At 40.4% G+C, this 18,832-nt stretch carries 18 protein-coding genes, 1 tRNA gene and 1 pseudogene; 7 read left to right on the forward strand and 13 right to left on the reverse strand.

What is annotated here, in order from left to right; all coding sequences use genetic code 11:
* Nucleotides 1–77 precede the first annotated feature (77 nt).
* Nucleotides 78–866 (forward strand): DUF1638 domain-containing protein, encoded by a 789-nt coding sequence (locus tag V7O67_RS05630; protein ID WP_406671187.1) that lies wholly within the window; start codon nt 78–80, stop codon nt 864–866.
* Nucleotides 867–977: 111 nt separating this feature from the next.
* Here V7O67_RS05630 and V7O67_RS05635 read toward each other — a convergent pair whose 3' ends face one another.
* From V7O67_RS05635 to V7O67_RS05695, 13 genes and pseudogenes are all read right to left on the reverse strand, one after another.
* Entirely contained in the window at nt 978–1,301 is a 324-nt protein-coding gene (locus V7O67_RS05635; RefSeq protein WP_342305834.1) for a cupin domain-containing protein, read from the reverse strand.
* A 521-nt stretch (nt 1,302–1,822) separates the two neighbouring features.
* Nucleotides 1,823–3,829, reverse strand: a complete 2,007-nt coding sequence (locus V7O67_RS05640) for a cation:proton antiporter (protein WP_342305833.1) — start codon at nt 3,827–3,829, stop codon at nt 1,823–1,825.
* A gap of 154 nt (nt 3,830–3,983) precedes the next feature.
* Nucleotides 3,984–5,005 (reverse strand): annotated as a pseudogene (locus tag V7O67_RS05645) (IS630 family transposase).
* 138 nt (nt 5,006–5,143) lie between these two features.
* Entirely contained in the window at nt 5,144–6,274 is a 1,131-nt protein-coding gene (locus V7O67_RS05650; RefSeq protein ID WP_406671189.1) for an ammonia-forming cytochrome c nitrite reductase subunit c552, read from the reverse strand.
* Between the two features lie 12 nt (nt 6,275–6,286).
* Entirely contained in the window at nt 6,287–6,514 is a 228-nt protein-coding gene (locus tag V7O67_RS05655) for a hypothetical protein (protein ID WP_342305831.1), read from the reverse strand.
* 193 nt (nt 6,515–6,707) lie between these two features.
* Nucleotides 6,708–6,938 (reverse strand): CxxC-x17-CxxC domain-containing protein, encoded by a 231-nt coding sequence (locus tag V7O67_RS05660; RefSeq protein WP_342305829.1) that lies wholly within the window; start codon nt 6,936–6,938, stop codon nt 6,708–6,710.
* Between the two features lie 644 nt (nt 6,939–7,582).
* Nucleotides 7,583–7,654, reverse strand: a tRNA-Ala gene (locus V7O67_RS05665).
* A gap of 48 nt (nt 7,655–7,702) precedes the next feature.
* Nucleotides 7,703–7,972 carry an elongation factor 1-beta gene (locus V7O67_RS05670; RefSeq protein WP_406656768.1) on the reverse strand — a complete coding sequence of 90 codons (270 nt, stop codon included), beginning with the start codon at nt 7,970–7,972 and terminating at the stop codon, nt 7,703–7,705.
* Nucleotides 7,973–7,982: 10 nt separating this feature from the next.
* Nucleotides 7,983–8,150, reverse strand: a complete 168-nt coding sequence (locus tag V7O67_RS05675; RefSeq protein ID WP_406656767.1) for a zinc finger domain-containing protein — start codon at nt 8,148–8,150, stop codon at nt 7,983–7,985.
* A gap of 89 nt (nt 8,151–8,239) precedes the next feature.
* Nucleotides 8,240–8,872 carry an amino acid kinase gene (locus V7O67_RS05680; RefSeq protein WP_406671190.1) on the reverse strand — a complete coding sequence of 211 codons (633 nt, stop codon included), beginning with the start codon at nt 8,870–8,872 and terminating at the stop codon, nt 8,240–8,242.
* A gap of 57 nt (nt 8,873–8,929) precedes the next feature.
* Nucleotides 8,930–9,634 (reverse strand): hydantoinase/oxoprolinase family protein, encoded by a 705-nt coding sequence (locus tag V7O67_RS05685; RefSeq protein WP_406671192.1) that lies wholly within the window; start codon nt 9,632–9,634, stop codon nt 8,930–8,932.
* Nucleotides 9,609–9,920, reverse strand: coding sequence for a hypothetical protein (locus V7O67_RS05690; protein WP_406671193.1), 312 nt, complete (start codon nt 9,918–9,920; stop codon nt 9,609–9,611). The genes V7O67_RS05685 and V7O67_RS05690 overlap by 26 nt, the downstream gene beginning before the upstream one ends.
* Nucleotides 9,917–10,846, reverse strand: coding sequence for an ATP-grasp domain-containing protein (locus V7O67_RS05695; protein ID WP_406671195.1), 930 nt, complete (start codon nt 10,844–10,846; stop codon nt 9,917–9,919). The genes V7O67_RS05690 and V7O67_RS05695 overlap by 4 nt, the downstream gene beginning before the upstream one ends.
* Before the next feature lie 1,276 nt (nt 10,847–12,122).
* On the opposite strand from V7O67_RS05695, the gene V7O67_RS05700 reads away from it, so the two are divergent.
* The 6 genes from V7O67_RS05700 to trkA all read left to right on the forward strand — a co-directional run bounded on the left by V7O67_RS05700 (nt 12,123) and on the right by trkA (nt 18,831).
* Entirely contained in the window at nt 12,123–12,878 is a 756-nt protein-coding gene (locus tag V7O67_RS05700) for a winged helix-turn-helix domain-containing protein (RefSeq protein WP_342305823.1), read from the forward strand.
* A gap of 126 nt (nt 12,879–13,004) precedes the next feature.
* Nucleotides 13,005–13,418 (forward strand): heat-shock protein, encoded by a 414-nt coding sequence (locus V7O67_RS05705; RefSeq protein ID WP_406671197.1) that lies wholly within the window; start codon nt 13,005–13,007, stop codon nt 13,416–13,418.
* A gap of 155 nt (nt 13,419–13,573) precedes the next feature.
* Nucleotides 13,574–14,092 (forward strand): nucleotide exchange factor GrpE, encoded by a 519-nt coding sequence (grpE, locus tag V7O67_RS05710; RefSeq protein WP_406671198.1) that lies wholly within the window; start codon nt 13,574–13,576, stop codon nt 14,090–14,092.
* 99 nt (nt 14,093–14,191) lie between these two features.
* A complete protein-coding gene (gene dnaK, locus V7O67_RS05715) occupies nt 14,192–16,045 on the forward strand; it encodes a molecular chaperone DnaK (protein ID WP_406656762.1) in 1,854 nt (617 codons plus the stop codon).
* 104 nt (nt 16,046–16,149) lie between these two features.
* The gene (gene dnaJ, locus V7O67_RS05720; RefSeq protein WP_406671200.1) at nt 16,150–17,316 is read left to right on the forward strand and encodes a molecular chaperone DnaJ; all 1,167 of its coding nucleotides are present in this window, start codon (nt 16,150–16,152) and stop codon (nt 17,314–17,316) included.
* Nucleotides 17,317–17,496: 180 nt separating this feature from the next.
* Nucleotides 17,497–18,831 carry a Trk system potassium transporter TrkA gene (gene trkA, locus V7O67_RS05725; RefSeq protein WP_406671202.1) on the forward strand — a complete coding sequence of 445 codons (1,335 nt, stop codon included), beginning with the start codon at nt 17,497–17,499 and terminating at the stop codon, nt 18,829–18,831.
* Nucleotide 18,832: the final 1 nt, after the last annotated feature.

The following is an 18,832-nucleotide window of genomic DNA, read 5'->3' on the forward strand; positions in this document are numbered from 1 at the left end:
CATCCTGCTGTACGTAGCGCCAGATTATAATACTATCCAAAATCACATTTTCTTACCTTTTAAGGAGATGATATTCCATGCCAGTACTGGGATTTATTGCCTGCAGGATGTTTGAGGACGAGATCGTTCATATTATAGAAGATGATAATTCAATAAAAAGTCTGTTAATTGTGGAAAATGACGATTGTAACGGAATTGTTGATAAGCTAAGGGATGCTGGCTGCAACTATACGCTTGTTTCAGAAAACAGTTTGCCAGATAATTTGAATGGCGATGACTATACTATAATTGTGGAAATGCTTGAACTTGCTTTGCACGCCAAACCTGAGCATCTCAAAGAAGTTGTTTACAACAAAGCACGTGAGATGTCAGGCTACTCTGATGGTATTCTCCTGTTCTATGGTTTATGCGGCAATGTGCTTGGAAAGGTTGAAGAGGACTTCCGGTCCAGCCCATGCGAAGTGCATATCCTGAAAGAGGACAACGGAGAAGTAGTAGATGACTGTATCGGAGCAGTACTGGGAGGCAGGGCTGCATACCTCGAAAGACTAACGGGTTCTAAAGGTGTCGGGACATTTTTCATGACACCCATGTGGGCTGCCCATTGGAGGGAGATGGTTGTCTCAGCAGGAATGACACCCGATCCTGACGATATAGAACTCTCAAAGTTCGTTTTCGATTATGCAGGCTACAAGAATGTTGCAAGGCTTGATACTGGCCTGCACTATGAGAAGAATTTTGACTCAATGGTAGAAGAGTTCGCAAAACTCTTTGATTTCAACGTAATTGAGATGGCAGCAACTCCTGAATTGATGGTAAACTGCTATGAGCAATTAAAAGAAGAGGTTCTGCCGGACCAAAATTGATTTTTCATGTATTAAATTATAAATGGATAATTGTATCATTATCCGTCATTATGGAATAAAAAATTCAAAGGAAATTTATTCTCCTTTGATATAGTTCCTCATGTATTGGATTTATTCCAGATACTCGTCCCTTCGAGGTGAAAAAACTTCCACAGCCACGGAATCTTCCAGGATTTGAGCAAAATGAGGTACATTTGATGGTATGTTCCATGAATCCCCAGGCATTACATCATGAGTTTCATCTCCGATTGTGAGCAGCATCTTTCCTGAAACCATGTATCCTGTCTGTTCATGGATGTGTTCATGTGCCGGGAGCATGCTTCCCTTTTTTAAGATGAATTCTACCATGAGCGTTTTTTCTCCGTGAACAATTGTTTTCATTTCTATTCCGGAGAGTACTTCTTTGTAATCGGATTCATTGTGCTTGCTGAACATGAATAAGTTTAACATATTCAGATAATTTATTCTTTTTCATTGTGACGTTGAAAACTGGTGAAAGGTGATAATTTCACCTTTCATATGAGGATTATTCACTGAATAGGTAATTGCGCCATGTTTCTTATTTTTGTTTTTGCGACTTCATCAAGGCTATTGATGGGCAATGGTTCCAAAGTCTTTATAGGAAGTAAATTTTGTTCAGATATCGTTGTAGGAGTCTTTGATTTGTAAGATTCATCTGAATGATTTGTCGTACTCCACACTCTTAGATGCCTAAAGCGTTGATGTGTTCTTCTTGATAATTTCCATCCCATGACATTACCTCCATTTATGAAGATGAGCTGTTAACTCACGGTTTTGATTTTATTTTGGGTCCCCATGACTCTTTTTTATCTTTACGTTTTTCACATATAAAATAAACTGATGTTAATTTCACAAACCAATGTGTTTTTTAATGGTGTTCAAAATTACGTGACTTACTTTGAGCTAATTTCTGCCATGGGGCAGAGTTTATTCATTTACATTTCACAGGATGGTCTCTTGAATAATTCCCTAACATTATGTAGGTCTTCTGGCTTTCCAAAAATGATACAGATATCTCCTGAATATATGGAAATATCGCCGTCAGGGTTTGTGATGGTGGTGTCATTCCTGCGGATTGCCAGAATGGTTGCTTTGTGCTTTGTCCTTATATTAAGGTCCTTGAGCGTTCTTCCGTTTGCAAAACAACTTTCACCTACTTTTAAAGTACTGACTTCCACACCCGGAAGCTCATCTTTTAAGTTAAAGCTTCTTTCCTGTTCTTCTGAATAGGCTTTCCTCAACATGCAGTATCCGTTTGCACGTATCTCCCTTGTGAATATGTCAATGTCTTCCTCGGGAACGAGGTACTTTTTTAGCAGGCGAACAAATATCTCAACAGATGTTTCGTATTCCTCAGGAATTACCTCATCTGCACCAAGATCGCTGAGTCTTTTCATTTCACTTACATAGCGGGTTCTGGCGATTATGTAGATATCTGGATTCAGTCTTTTCGCCATGTCGATTATCTTTCTTGTAGCGACAAGATCTGATATACCTATGATTAGTATTCTTGCAGAATCAATGTTTGTAGAATTAAGTACTGCCTCGTGGCTTGCATCACCATAGTGTATCTTTTCACCTTTTTTCTTTTCCTGACGTACTGTTTCAGGGTTTGTTTCTATTATCACATATGGTATTCCTGCATTCCTCGCTGCATGCGATAAAGTTTTGCCGTTGAATCCATACCCAATTATGATCAGGTGGTCCTTTATTTTTTCATCATCATTCTTTGCAGTGAGACCGTTCGCGTAGAACCCATTAATGAGTTTCTGATATGGGACGGCTTTAACTACTCTATCTGAAATACCATATGAAGATGCTGTTATGAAGGGAGTTAGCGCCATTGTGATGATGGAAACTGCCAGGAATTGCTGATACATGTTCTGGTCAAGAAGGGAATATTCAAGACCAAAGGTTGAGAGCACGAATGAGAATTCTCCAACCTGTGCAAGTGTCAGCCCTGTGATGATTATTGTACGCAGTGGATATCCCAGGATGAATGTTGCAAGGCTGGCAGTAGCAGACTTTATGACAATGACCACAAGCGCCAGAGCAAGCAGGTAAACTACATTATTTGTAAAGAAACTGATGTCCAGCAACATGCCGATGGAAACAAAGAAAAAACTCATGAAGACGTCTCTAAATGGCATGATATTACCCATGGCCTGATGACTGTACTCAGATTCAGAAATAATAAGTCCTGCCATGAAAGCTCCAAGGGCAAGTGATAATCCGATACTGGAAGTGAGCCAGGCAGTAGCCAGACAAATGAAAACGATACTCAAAAGGAACAATTCCCTGTTCCTTGTTTTTGCTATCTGGAATAGTAATGCAGGAATTATCCATCTTGCACTTACAATGACCAGTGCTATTGTCCCGATAGCTTTGAGCAGGAATAGGGGCAATGTGTCGATAGATTCTATAGAGGCACCTGCTATTATTGGTGTTATGAGTATCATCGGGACGATAATTACATCCTGAAATATCAGTATTGCAAGGGATGTTTTTCCGTGTGGTGTGTCAATCTCTGCTTTTTCCTGAAATAATTTGAGAACGATAGCAGTACTGCTCAATGATATGAGAAAACCTATGAATAGTGCTGTTCCTGAGCTTAGGCCAAAAAAGATACAAATATAGTAAACCACCAGGATCGTTGTTGTTACCTGCAGGGTTCCGCCAAGCAGGACTGATCTTTTTATGTCCCAGAGTTCTTTGATAGACATTTCTACGCCTATAGTGAAGAGAAGAAGAATAATGCCTATTTCTGCAAGTGCTTCTACTTCATGCACACTGCTAATTATTCCTAACCAGTGCGGGCCTGCCAGCATACCAGTAACAAGGAATCCCAATACAGAAGGTAGTTTCATCCTGGTGAATAGCAGCAAGATGATTATAGAGAGTCCGAAAATTATCCCGATATCTGTGAATAAGGTCAGTTCCATGATGGGGTCACAACTTCAATTGGTAATATAAATAATTTCATATTAACAGAGGTTGCTTGCATGTAAAATAGATTATGACTGAGTGACATTCCAGGGAGATTACATGGTAGATGATAAGGTTTTCAAGGTCATGGGATGTATCCATTTATAGTTACTAACTTAACATTTTTAACTTATCATCCAGAAATGTCTCAATCCATTTTCTTGCGAAGCTAATCTTTGATGAACAATCAATAAACTCCTCAGCAATCAGATTTTTCATATGATCCAGATCTTTCACAAAATTGCGAGAAATAATTCTTTTGACACTTTTCCAGATGAATTCGATTGGATTCAAGTCGGGTGAATATGGAGGTAAATAGACCAATTCAATATCATTTGCCTGTGCAAATTCCACTGTATATTTTGCTCGATGTGATCTAAAATTGTCGAGAATAATTACGATTCTCTCTCCCATGTTATTGTTTTTAACAGCTGATAAAAACGAACATACATCCTCCTTGGTTGAATGTTCTTTGAAATCAATAACAGAATTACCATTCAATGCATAAAAACCGAAGGAGTTTGCTTTTATCCTGGTTGTGTTTTTGAAGATGGCAGGTTTATTGAAAGACCATAAACGAACCGTATTTGATGTTGTTTGGGGAGATGATTCATCAAGAAATCCGATAACGCAATCATCATCGATTAACGGTAAGTTTTTTTTAAACAATCTTCTGCATTTTGTGGTCTTCGATAATCATGCGCATATGGTTTGGCATGATGCATGCCAAACTTCTTCAAGATCACTAGTATTTGCTTAATGGTGTATTGAACCTTAAATTCATTATAAATGAGTTCCTGAACTTCTTTTGTAGACCAATCATCTCTTTCATGTAACATGTCCCTTAGTTTTTCTTTTTGATCATCAGTGAGTTTGGAAGGACATCCTCCTGAAAACCTAGGCTTTAATCCTTCATATCCGTCTTGATTCCACCGCTCTTGCCATTGATATGCAACGGGTTTTGATATCCCTACAAGTTTAGCTGCTTCATTAACAGAAGCTCCTTCATAACGATGTTTAACAAAATATAAACGTTGTAGAACTCGTGTGTCTTTCTCTAATGACTTAATATGTTTAAGCAATTCTTCTGATGAAAGATGATGCTTTATCGGAATTTGTTCGGGTTTAGCCATACAGTATTGTTATACTCAATTAGTATTAATAGTTTGGTTAATAACTATAATCTACTCAGTTCTGGATCTATTGATGGTAGGTGGTGTGAACGGATCCTATCTATGAACATTGAACATAAAAAGAGTAAAAAACACCGCTCAGTGTTCTTTCCGTCTTTTCCTTTCCCTGCACAAAGCAAATGCAGCTATTGTTATCAGTGAAACTGCTGCAAATATTCCAAAACCGGGTGTTGATGTTTCATCCGTACCAATGATGGCTGTTCCTTCTTCAATAACAGATTTGAGCAAAGTCTCTGCCATGTCAAGGTTATTTGTGGCACGTTCCATATTGTGCATTCCAAAGCTTCCGTCAGATTCCACTTCGCTTATGTAGAATAGTGCATTGTTGTAGTTTTCAAGTTTTGCATCATAGCTTTCATTGTTGCTTATCATTGTAAGAGCCATACTGGCATTTTTTTCAAGAGGTTCCAGTTCCTTAAGTTTATTTTTGATAGTTTCCTGATTCACTTCTAAGATGTTTGAGAGAGATACATCATGGCAATCATCACACTCATTGTCCACCGGGATCTCGTCATGGGACATGACATGGCACTTCTTGCATATATTGCCCGAATTGGGGTCAGAAAGCAATATGGGTTCAAAATCGAAAGAGTGTCCTGTAACTATTGTTTCATTTTCTTCTATCATCATTGCCATGTGGCAATCAACACAGCCAAGGTTGACTGCATGCACTCCGTTGGTGTATATTGACCCGTTGTACATTTCCCACTGTGTGTACCTTACAATGGTTGTGTTTCCGTCCGGATTGGCACCGTCGGAATTATGGCAGCTTGCGCATAGTTGTGTTGGTGTGGTTCTTAGCTCGGTACTATGCGGAGCATGGCATGCAATACAGGTAATTCTCCATTCAGTTATGTCCTCTGTATCCGGCATTCTGTCTTTGCTCCTGCCATATAGGGCAGCATCTTCAATGTTCAGTATGGCACCTTCAGTGCTCTTGCAGGATACGCAGGTGCTTCGGTTAAGCACGATTCTGTCTTCAATGTTGGAAGGTTCGGAATGACTTGCCGTTGTTACCGGATCGAACTCAATACTATTGTATTCGTTCCACTCTTCGTAGACTTCTTCATGTTTCCCTGTATGGCAATTCCCACAAAGCTCTGCAGATAGGTTTGACTGTGGTATTGCTTTAGAAGGGCTTATGATATGTGCATCAAAACCCTCCACAGGAGGCTGGTGACACATTTCACACTCTGGTGATTCCCACAACATTTCTCCATACTATTTGATGTATAGGCGTGCTGTACTGGCTCCGTGGCAGGGCAGGCAAGATTCCACATTTGGATTATCACTACTTAACACAGATTCGATGTAGTGGGGAGATGCAGTCCATGCATCATATTTTCCCGGATGGCAGGCTTTACAATCTTCTGTTGATGCTGCGGTTACAACAGTTGCTGATGTAACAGCCAATAAAAGAACAATAAAAATCCCCATTACTGATTTCATATCAATCACCCACACTTCTATAATAAAATATGGAAATGTCCGGTATATAGGTGTTTGTATAGATATTGTGTGATTAGCAGATCAATGGTGGATGTGATGAAATGGGATATGAATTTTAAAAAGGGTAATGGACAAAGTGTACGAATACTTTGCCTCTAGTTAAAATATTAATTGAGTATCAGATAAAATACGTCTAATATCTTTTTGGTGGTCTGTGGTTCTGGAAGCATTCCCTGCAGTATACAGGTCTGCCTTCGGTTGGCTTAAATGGTACTTCAGTTTCCTGTTTGCAGTCTGCGCAGATTGCCTTGTGCATCTCTCTTGGACCACTGGATCTGAAGTTTCCTCCACCGTTTCCACCTCTGAATCCGCCCTGGTTCCTGTCGTTTCCGCCTTTGAATCCACCGCTTCTATTGTCTCTCATTTATTTGATTTCCTTTGTTGTTTATTTGACCTGTTAACTTCGAGTTAAGATATTTCGCACGATTCGTTCATTTGATTCTTACCAAGTCTACAATTTTGCAGCCGGAACAAACCCACTAATCATAGGATACAAGTGATTGTATTATTTCCCTTGTTATGTCTTTGATTGTGACAATGTAGCAGTTTCTATTGAGAAGGGAACCTTTTCCCGTATCTATACGACGCATTCTTTATTTTAGCAATTAACCTAAAAGAAATAGCCAAATGGAATTTACTTTTTCTTAACCCGCCTGTAAGTTAACTGTCATTCCAAAATTAGGATTCATACATATAAAAAACTATGCTTATTTTCTTCAGGATGGCTGAGGTTGATTCTGACAGAATGGCTACTCATTATTCTCTCGAATTTTCAGTTTGTAGCTATTATTTTTGTTATATAATTGTATTATTAAAAAATCTACTTGAGTATTAATAATTCATGATGTCGCTAACTAAATTAATTTTGGTGGTACAAATGAAATATAAATATATAATTGTCATTTATTAGCTGTGGCTATCCTCTTTTCAGGAATGATTTTTATCATTTGTCTTTGATTTAATCTATAAGTTATGCCGCAAGCTAAAATCAGTCTGACATTGTCTAAGTGGACTCGGCGGGATTTGAACCCGCGGCCTTTACGTTGCGAACGTAACGATCTCCCCCTGATCTACGAGCCCAAAAATAAAATTAAAAAGAAAAGAATACAAAAAGAAAAAAGATAACGGTTATACAGGTCTTCCGACTTCTGTTACCATTACACTTTCGACGCCTTCGACTGCTGCAAAGGCTTCCTCGACCTTTTCGGTACCGCCTTCGATGTCACCTACTAAGATAACCATCATGAGTGCCTTCAGGCCAAAAGCAATTGGTTCTTCCTTGGATGTTCCGAAAGTTGCACCCTCAGGCAAGGCTGCAATAAGCCTTTCCTTAAGATCTGCAAGGTCGGTATCCACATCTACTGGCATTACTTTGATTGTTGCTGCTACTTCTCCCATCCGATTCACCTCAGGGTCCCACGAAGCCACATTTCGGGCAGGTATATGGATTACTCTGCTGTCTGCAGCTTACGCACCTTCCAAGTTCTCTGCCACAACTTGGGCATGGGAAGCGCACAAATCCGGACTCTACTAACCTTTTGCCGCATGCGGTACACTTTTCGACTTTATTTGCCATCTAAATTCTCCTTTAAGCGTGATGTCTGATCAATATAATACTGAAAAATTCAGCATGTCGATGATTTGAGTACATACGCAGTATGTAATTTAAATATTCCCCTTGATGTGAGTTCCCACTACATCTTTCTCGATAACAGCATCAACAACCCTTTCAGGGTACATTCCGTTGACAACGACACAATCCATCATGTTTTCCATCAAAAAGACAGGCAATGAGCTGTCAATACATGTAACTCCCATCCTTGAAAGTTCTCTGGCAGTCATCCACTTCTGAATAATATCATCGGCAATAACTCCATCAACATCAGTCACTTTTATAAAGCGTGATCCTGTTTCCCGGGCTATCCACGCGGCTATAGTATCTGATGTAACATCCCATGAGTGAGGAAGCTTGTCTGTTTCCCTAAGCATCCTGTACGGTAACAAAACAGAAACTCCACTTGGGACCTCATTGATATTTTCAACAGAGTTGACTCCTGTCTTATCTACAATATAGTAAGCGTATTGTTCCATGGCAAGGATTGCCATCCAGTGGGCAGCATCATCTCCGATTTCATATTTTTCACTGATAGTTCTGATCGAATCCGCAAAAACACCACCACCGGGAACTATGAGTATCGAGTGGTCGTTGCCATTACTCCTTTCCAGATGCTTCAGAGAGTCAATGATGGAATGTGAATACTTCATAATACTTCCTCCAAGTTTCACAACGATCTTCATAGCAACTGAATCCCCTATATTTTATTCTCTCTTTAGATATGTATATTTCAATCGGACTTATTCTTTTCCTGAAGCATTAGCTTCATCTTCCATGATCTTCGCTGCAGCATATGCAGGGAATACTTTTGAAACATCCGCCCCCCATCTGCTGGCAACAGAAATACATTCAAAACCAAGTCTTTCTGCCGCCTCTTTTATGAGAAATTCTCCAAGTCCGGCAGATGCTATCCTGTCAAGCCCATTCTTTTCAGCAACAACTGATATAGCCTGGCTTAAAATGCTCACCTGTCTTTCCTTGACCTGCTGAGCGATATGGTATATTTCATCTGCTGAGATCTCTGTAAGGTCGGCACACACAACCCTTGCCAGCCTTCGCATGGCATCAATCTTGCTTTTACCTGCACCATCGGCAGTTTCGCAAGTATAAAGTTCTTCTGGGATGTCTTCTAACAGTAAGTATGCATCTGCAGTAGTTGAGAATAGTTCTGATGCGATATGGCAGTCCCCATCTGCAACGTTTACTTTTTCAAGCAGGTATGCAAGATTTGTTCTCAGCACACCTGAGTACACAAGCTCACTGCGAACCAGCCGCGAAAAGTCAGAAATGCCGGCTACATGTTTCCCGTTCCTAATAGGAATTATATCACTGGTTGTACTACCCATATCCACAAAGATACAATCGCCGATTTCCGTACCAATAAGATTAGCAGATGCAGCCCAGTTGGCTGCGGCAAGCTTACGCAGGTCTTCCTGAATCTTCATGGAACCGTCCACTATTATCAATGTATTTAACTTCGCAATCAAAAGCATCATTAACAGAACGCATGATAAAGTCGATACCCTTGTCTTTATCTTCAAAACAATCCGCAAGTTCGCCTGTCATGACCACACTGACCTTATCAGGTTTTAATTCCTCTGCAATGTCTCTCAGAGATGTGGGCAATGTTGTGTCCTTCCACAAAGGTATATAATGTAATTCAATTATTTCACCATCAGCAGAAGCAAGCTTTGTGTTTGCACCGCCGATATCAATTCCAATTATTTTCATACAATGTCCTCAAAGTCATTTTTTGTGAATGAGAATTCTCCTTCAAGAATTACTGAATCGGGAAGTTTACCAAATACATTCATCAGCATAAGTTCTGCAATTTCGCCTTTTAGGGTTTGAACCAACCCAAATATTGCAGTTGTAGGTCTGGGATTAACATCAATAACATATGGTTTGTCCCCATAGATAATATCGATTCCTATGTAACCACTACACCCAAGTGCTTCAACAGTTTTTTTTGCGACCAGGAACACTTCTTCTTCGTAGTCTGTCTTGTATGGTACTTGATTACCTTTATAATCAAAGATAGTATCATCATTATCTTTCTTGATATCGATAAGCTGTTTGTTCAGGCTCAGTGGAAGCGCCCGCTGTCCGCAGATCATACTCACACTAAGGTGTTCACCTTCTATGTATTCGGTTGCGATATATTCCTCTTCCACAGTATTCATTCTTTCAGGAATTGTCATTCTTACTCCCTCGGATGCACATCCAAACCTTGGTTTCATGACATACTTTCCATTGAATCCTTCGCTTACTATTTTGGGTGTAGCTATGAATTTTGAGTCAAGGATTTGTGTACACACCAGTTTATCTGCACAGAGTCGCACAAACTCTGCAGGGCACCCGAGGTTAATGGTGTTCTTTTCCAGAATGTCTGTCAGGTCTCCCAGAAGTTCATCTGGTCCAATTACAAGACCTGCATCATTATTCTTTGCAGCATTTTCAAGTACGTTTTCAAAGGTTTCTTCATCAGATATAATTGCAGTTCCGTTTTTAAGCTTGCTTTCTGCAGTGAGGTAGGTAACTTCATGCCCAAGGCGATAAAAACTGTCGGCAAGAGTGCTTAACATGGCTTTGCCTTCCAGCAGCAGTGTGCCTTTTATTCCGACTCCCATTGCATATTCTGCAAGCAGTATTTTCATATTGGTTGCAACTGCATTATTTGATATATCCTTTGCTATTATGTGTCTGATTTAGCAGGGGGTTTATTTATCAATGATGTTAATTTATTTACATTGAAATGCTTTATATATGTTAAACTTTTAATCATGAATTATAATGCTCCTTAAATTGCTTATTTGAATATTTCTGTATAATCCTTTTTGAAATTACAACGGCATTATAATTTGATGCCACATAATAAATTTTACCGGAATTATGTTATATATCAAAAATGCTAATTATTGTATGTCGATTGAGTAAGTTCAATCTCGGTCGGATATATTTGCGGGTTGGGGAATGGGAGTTTCTCAAGTAAAGAGTGGGGTCTTCGAAAATGCTATCTTTCTCAGAAAAGATAACGTTTTCATGGAACATGTGTACATATTTTCGGTGGTACACTGTAAAGAGGCAGAGTGGTTTTTTCCACATCTGTCTCTTTCTACATTATTAAGTAAAATATCTCTATGATTTGACTTAAGGGGTACTAAAAATGGGGTTATTGGAGAAATGTCCGGAGTGCAATAATGCATTCCAGGATGATGGAAGGGAAGTACAGGTTTGTAAGGTATGTGGGTACTGGACAAAAAAAAATACAGCAAGAATAGATTTTTTAATGATGTGTTAGTGTGAATAAGATAAAAACGGAAACCGATATAAAAATTTCCTGCACATTTTGCGGGAACGCATTGAAAAAGCAAAAACTAGGCTCAAACTACATATATTATTGTTCGCAATGCGGTAGTATGACCAGCTCAAATTTACTTTGAAATGAAGTAAATGAGTATACTATTGTAATGGCCTGCTTTTTTCCTTATAATTAAAGGTAACTATTCAGCCTGATAAAAACACTATCAATAGCAATCTTGACAAAAAGTTGAGACCTACATTTTATTAGGATCATTAATTTTGATTGTTGCCATTGATTGCTTTTTTGATTCTTAGGTTGTTAGTGAGCAAACATCTCCGTTTTGATTAAATCAGTATCAATAGGCTAATTGTGGTAGGCTGAATAGTTACAATTAAAGATTAATTGGTACATCTTTTTATATTTCCCGGGAATTTTGATTCATCATCGGATGTACATGGAAATGCTTATAGCGCCAGATAGCATAAATAACAATAAAGATGCCGCTAGATCAAAAGATTAGATTGGTTTTAGTCGATTTTGATTTAACGCAAGCCATATGAAACGGTTTCAAACTTGAACATAGGGATGGGGGTCGTTGTATAAGACGTTCACTGCTTGATACAATATTCATGTCGGAAAAAAGGAAGAACCTTATGTTGTTTCTCAGAGATGGTCCTCGGGAAATGGGGGAGATCCTTGAGGTCCTTAATGTAACAAGGCATGCATTGCTGCCTCAGATCAAGATATTGTCCGAGAACAGGCTAGTCATAAAAGAGAAAGATGTGTGCCGGCTTTCAGAGATAGGCGCGGTTATAGTAAGGGATATGTTACCTCTGGTGGGAACACTGAAAGTACTTGAGGATAATTTTGATTACTGGACAAAACACGAACTCAGCTCTATTCCTCCACATCTTCTTAGAAGGATAAGGGAACTGGAACATTGTGAGATGATAGAGCCCGATCTTAATGACATGTTCGAGCTTAATAAAGATCTCATAGAAGAATCAATGGGGTCCAATTTTGTCATGGGGGCTACAGCTTTTCTGCATCCTTCTTTCCCTTCATTTCTTCTGGATCTGGTTAAAAGTAATATCGATGTCTCTATTATAATGACTGAAAACGCATTGGGAAGGCATAAAGTCGATTATGGGCATGAGTTTAAAATGTTCCTCAAAAATAACAATGCAAAATTATTCGTATATCCTGGGGATATGAAACTTGCATCGCTTTTTTTGACGGATAACTATTTGATGATGTGCCTTTTTGACGAAAATGGCAATTATGACCGCAAGGACCTTGTATTCTGTAATTCTCTTGCATTACACTGGGGCAAAGAATTATTTGATTATTATCTTTCAAGATCATATCCGATATTGGACTTGTAATATCATGAAAAACTCTTCTCTTCTCTTCTTGCAATTCTGTGTAATTACACGCTGCTTTTTATATTTATAGTATGCAACTATATATTAACAATGACTATATACTATGATTACTGATAGAGGACTGGGATGAACATGGATGTAAATACTGAAAACCCATTTGTGCAGGCACTGGCAGTTTCTACAACGATGGCAATTTTTATGATCGGTGTGGCATTTGGGCTGATGAGCATGGCAAAAAGTGGTTCCACTCCGGTTCCTATGCCTGTTATGCTTCTTATTTTTGCGGTTATCTTCATAGCAGGTTCTGTTTATTTTGAGTCACGTGGCGCAGATTACATGGGTTCTCTTGTAGGGGGCTCAATAGTATCTTTAACTGCAACGTTCTCAGCCACAGCTTTTTTTAGTGGTATAAAGTATGCTCTTGAAGGTGGCATAACTGCTGTTGGGCCGGAGCAGGTCGTTTCTGCACTCGCCTTATGCATGATAGCCAGCATGTTCCTGATACGTGTTTTGCAGCATAAGTTCAAGGGTTCTTTTTGAAATAGTTATTATATTGTATTAATAATATTTCTCTCATTTTTGCATACTTCATTTCTTTGAAACAAAGCAAACATGCGGTAGCTATTTATAGAACATCAAACAATCACTAGTTCTGATGCACATTACCGCGCACAGAACATGCGGAGAAATTGAGAATGGCTGATGGACCAGAAAATTGTGAAGAATTAGATTCGAAACAAGTTGAAGAAGGCAAAGTTGCAGTAAATCCTTCTGAGGATGAGGCTTCACAACTTAGGGAAAAACTGATACGACTCACTGCAGAATTTGATAATTTCAGGAAAAGAAGTATTCGCGAAAAGGAAGAATACCGCAAGTTCGCAGTTGAACAGATAATCACAGAATTACTTGAAGTTTATGACAACTTTGAGCGGGCAATAGAATCTGCAAAACAGACCGACGATGTTGAATCTGTAGTAAAAGGTGTGGATATGGTTTTCAAGCAGTTCACCTCGATCCTTGAGAAAGAAGGACTCCAAAGGATCGAATGTAAGGGGATGGAATTTGATCCTAACCTGCATGATGCAATAATGCATGTTGAACACACCGAGCAAGAAGAAGGCACTGTCGTTGATGTTTGCAAACCCGGTTACTATCTGCACACAAAAGTGATAAGACCGGCAATGGTTGCAGTATCAAAGAAATCGGACAAATGAAACTGAAACCGGTTTCTATCCTGGCAAGGATATGTTCAATATAAATAACACACAATTATTAATAGCAATTAAAATTCATTCATAAATGAGGTAAAGACTATGGGAAAGATTTTGGGAATTGACCTTGGAACGACAAATTCATGCATGGCAGTTATCGAAGGTGGGGAGCCTACTATAATCCCGAATGCCGAAGGAGGAAGGACAACACCTTCAGTTGTTGCATTTTCCAAAAAGGGAGAAAAACTCGTAGGACAGGTTGCCAAAAGGCAGCTCATTACAAATCCGGACAACAGTGTAAGTTCAATTAAAAGACACATTGGCGAAGGCGATTACAAAGTAAGCCTTAATGGAAAGGATTACACTCCACAAGAAGTATCAGCAATGATCCTGCGCAAGCTAAAGGACGATGCTGAAGCATATCTTGGTGAGACCATTACCGAGGCAGTTATCACAGTTCCTGCATACTTCGATGACTCACAGAGACAGGCAACAAAGGATGCAGGTTCAATTGCAGGTTTCAACGTAAGAAGAATCATCAACGAACCAACAGCAGCATCTCTTGCATACGGAATTGACAAGGAAGCAGGCGATCACAAGATCATGGTGTATGACCTTGGAGGAGGTACATTTGATGTATCCGTCCTGGAACTCGGAGAAGGTGTATTCGAAGTTCTTTCTACAAGCGGTGATACCCACCTTGGTGGAGATGATTTCGACCAGAGGATCGTGGACCATATAGTAAATGAGTTCAAGAAAGAAGAGGGTATTGATCTTTCCAATGACAAGGCTGCAATGCAGCGTTTGAAGGATGCGGCAGAGAAAGCAAAGATCGAACTCTCCAGCACCACATCCACGAACGTGAACCTGCCATTTATCACTGCTGATTCTAACGGACAGCCCAAACATATCGACATGGATATTACAAGGGCACAATTCGAGAAAATGGTCAGTGACCTGCTGGACAAGACACTTGTATCCGTCAACCGTGCACTTGAGGATGCAAAACTCAAACCGGGAGATCTTGAAAAGGTATTGCTGATCGGTGGTTCCACCAGGATACCTGCAGTAGTAGAACTTGTCCGCAAGGCAACAGGCAAAGACCCTTACAAGAACATCAACCCTGATGAAGCAGTAGCTATCGGCGCTGCCGTACAGGCAGGAGTTCTCAGCGGGGATGTCCACGACGTACTTCTGCTCGATGTAACACCACTTACTCTTGGTATTGAGACCCTTGGAGGGGTTGCAACACCTCTCATCGAAAGGAACACGACGATACCCACAAGGAAGAGCCAGATATTCTCAACAGCGGCTGACAGCCAACCATCTGTGGAAATCCATGTATTGCAGGGTGAAAGAGGCATTGCATCAGCCAACAAGACCCTTGGAAACTTCATGCTTGATGGTATTCCACCTGCACCAAGAGGCGTACCACAGATTGAAGTTACCTTCGACATAGATGCCAATGGTATCCTTCATGTTACTGCAAAAGACCTTGGTACCGGTAAGGAGCAGTCAATATCCATCCAGAAACCAGGAGGACTTACCGACGAGGAAATCGACAAGATGGTCAAGGATGCGGAACTCCATGCGGAGGAAGACAAAAAGCGCAAGGAAGATGTAGAAGTCAGAAATGCAGCTGAATCTCTCATAAACGCTACGGAGAAAACCCTTCAGGAAGCAGGAGACATTGCAACTGACGAGCAGAAATCAAAGGTTCAAAGTGCCACAGAGGACCTGAAAAAGGCTATGGAAGGCGATGATATCGAAGATATCAAATCCAAGACAGAAGCACTCCAGACCGCAATGTACGATATATCTGCTGCAATGTACCAGAAAGCCCAGGAAGAGGCTGCTTCAGCTGCCTCTGCAGAAGAAGGTGCAACATCTTCAGAAGGTTCCGATGACGAGACCATCGTAGATGCTGACTATGAAGTAGTCGACGATGAGAAGTAAGTATGCATGGATCAACACCTGGGTAAGATACTTTAATGTTAAAGGTATCTTACCTTCCTTTAGTTTCAATTTCATAACCATCATATGCATAACAGGAATCATACATGACCACGACACGCGATTATTATGAAATACTCGGTGTATCGAAAGATGCAACAGAAGCTGAAATCAAAAAGGAATACCGCAAACTTGCAATGAAGTATCATCCGGACAAGAACAAGGAGCCGGATGCGGAAGAAAAGTTCAAGGAAATATCCGAAGCATATGCAGTCCTTTCTGATACCGAGAAAAGAGAACAGTACGATCGTTTCGGTCATGCTGGTATTGATAGTCGCTACACCCAGGAAGATATTTTCAGGAACGCAGACTTTGGTGGGTTTAGTGATCTTGGGGATATATTTGGAAGCATATTCGGCGGTGGTGGCGGTTTCGGAGGTTTTGGTGGCGGACAAAGGAGGCAGGGTCCATCCAGAGGGTCCGACCTGCGATATGATATGACCATTACGCTGGAGCAGGCTGCGAAAGGGACTGAAACAACTATCAATGTTCCCAGAGCAGAGAGATGTGATGTGTGTGGTGGAACAGGTGCGAAACCAGGCACAAGTCCGAAGACATGTTCCAATTGCCATGGATCTGGACAGGTAACACATGCACGTGACACACCTTTCGGACGCTTTATGTCGACTACAACCTGCAATGTATGCCACGGAAGAGGTCAGGTCATTGAGACTCCATGTCCTGCATGTAAGGGTACTGGTAAGATTAAGAAGGTCCGTAAGATCTCTGTAAAAGTCCCTAAAGGAGCTGACAACGGAATTCGTCTCAAGATAAGGGGCGAAGGTGAAGAAGGAAGTCCGGGTGCACCATCTGGTGATCTTTACGTTGTAATTCATGTGGAGCCACATGACAAGTTCCAGCGTGTAGGAAACGATATACTCTACGAGCAGTTAATATCTTTCTCAATGGCAGCTCTTGGAGCTGATGTGATGGTGCCTACCCTGCACGGCAAGGTCAAAATGAGCATTAAACTCGGTACCCAGACACATTCTATACTCCGTCTGAAGGGCAAGGGAATGCCATACCTGCACGGACGTGGGCAGGGAGACCAGCTTGTAAGGGTTATTGTAAAAACACCCACAAAACTAACAGGGGATCAAAAGGACCTCCTTAAAAAGTACCAGAAGCTTGAAAATGGGTCCGATATGAAAAATCCAAAAGGTGGCAAAGGTATCTTTGGAAAAATGAAAGGTGCTTTTGAAGCTGGAATATAGTTCTTTTCATAAAACATCTAATTTTTTATTTTTTCATTTTGAATTCGTTATCCTTTTTGGGCAGTTATTTATATTGCTTCGTTAATTATGTGGTTAACCTTAAAAACCAATAAGCATATTATACGGTTTTGATTTCAGTATCATATCAATATTTTAATTATGACCTTATGAAGGAATAACATGAAGATTGTGATCATCGGAGCCGGTGAAGTCGGTTACCATATTGCAAAGGCACTTCACCAGGCAAATGATGTCGTTGTCATCGACCAAAGTGAAGAAGCATGTGAACGTGCCGATGAACTTGATGTTCAGGTAATACAAGGCAATGGTGCCAATGTTTCTATACTCAGCAGGGCCCTTGAAGGCACTGACCTGCTTGTAGCCGTTACCGGATCAGATGAGGCAAACATTGTTGCCTGCATGGCAGCAAAACTCATCGCAAAGAACAAGAATCGCTTAAACACCGTCGCAAGGGTAAGTAACCCGGATTATATTGACAAACCGGTTGCAAAACGCACACAGATCGGCATAGATACAATGATATGCCCTGAACTTACACTCGCCTCAGAAGTTGCGGAGATACTTGCAATTCCTTATGCCATCGGAGCAGAATATTTTGCCGAGGGTAAAGTAGAGATGATGGAATTTGCCGTGTCGCAAGAAAGTGAACTTGTCGGGAAAGAGCTTCAGAATTTAAATATGGCCAATTGCTGCATAGTAAGTGCACTTTTCAGGGATGCTGAAGTCATCATTCCTCATGGTAAGGACAGAATACAGGAAAACGACCATATTGTCGTTATTGGGAAACCGGCTGCTATGAAAGAAGTCCGCGACATGTTAGGTGAAAAGGTAGGCAGACGCAGTAAGGTTATGATTATAGGAGGAGGAATCGTAGGTTTCTATCTTGCAAAACTCGTATCCAAAGGCGAGTTTGATCTTAAGATCATAGAGTCTAATAAAGAAAGGTCTATGGTTATAGCTGAAGAACTTCCTGGGGCATTGGTTCTCAATGGCGATGGAACTGATATAAATCTATTAAAGGAAGAAGGGATCTCTGAAATGGATGTTGTCATATCAGTCACTAATAGTGATGAAAAGAACCTTTTATGCTCATTGCTTGCAAAGCAGCTTGGAGGAAAAAAAGTAATAGCCAGAGCTGATCGCTCGGATTACGTCTCCCTCTTCGAGATGGTCGGCGTGGACAGTGCAGTAAGCCCCAGACAGGCAACAGTTAACGAAGTCCTGAAACTGACTATGGGCCAGGGGATCGAAACTGTTGCAACCATCGAAGGTGAAAAAGCAGAAATCATCGAGTATACCGCTTCCAAGAAATCAAAAATTGTGGGAAAACCTCTTAAGAGTGTCAAATTCCCTTCAGGAGCCATTGTCAGCATGGTTGTCCATAAAGGAAATACCATTGTCCCTCGTGGTGATTACATCATAGAGGAAGAAGACAGGGTAGTAGTATTTGCCCTGAAGTCTGCAAATACTGAAGTAGAAAAACTGTTCAAGTAAT

It is taken from the genome of Methanolobus sp. ZRKC4 (assembly GCF_045291305.1).
GTDB lineage: Archaea > Halobacteriota > Methanosarcinia > Methanosarcinales > Methanosarcinaceae > Methanolobus.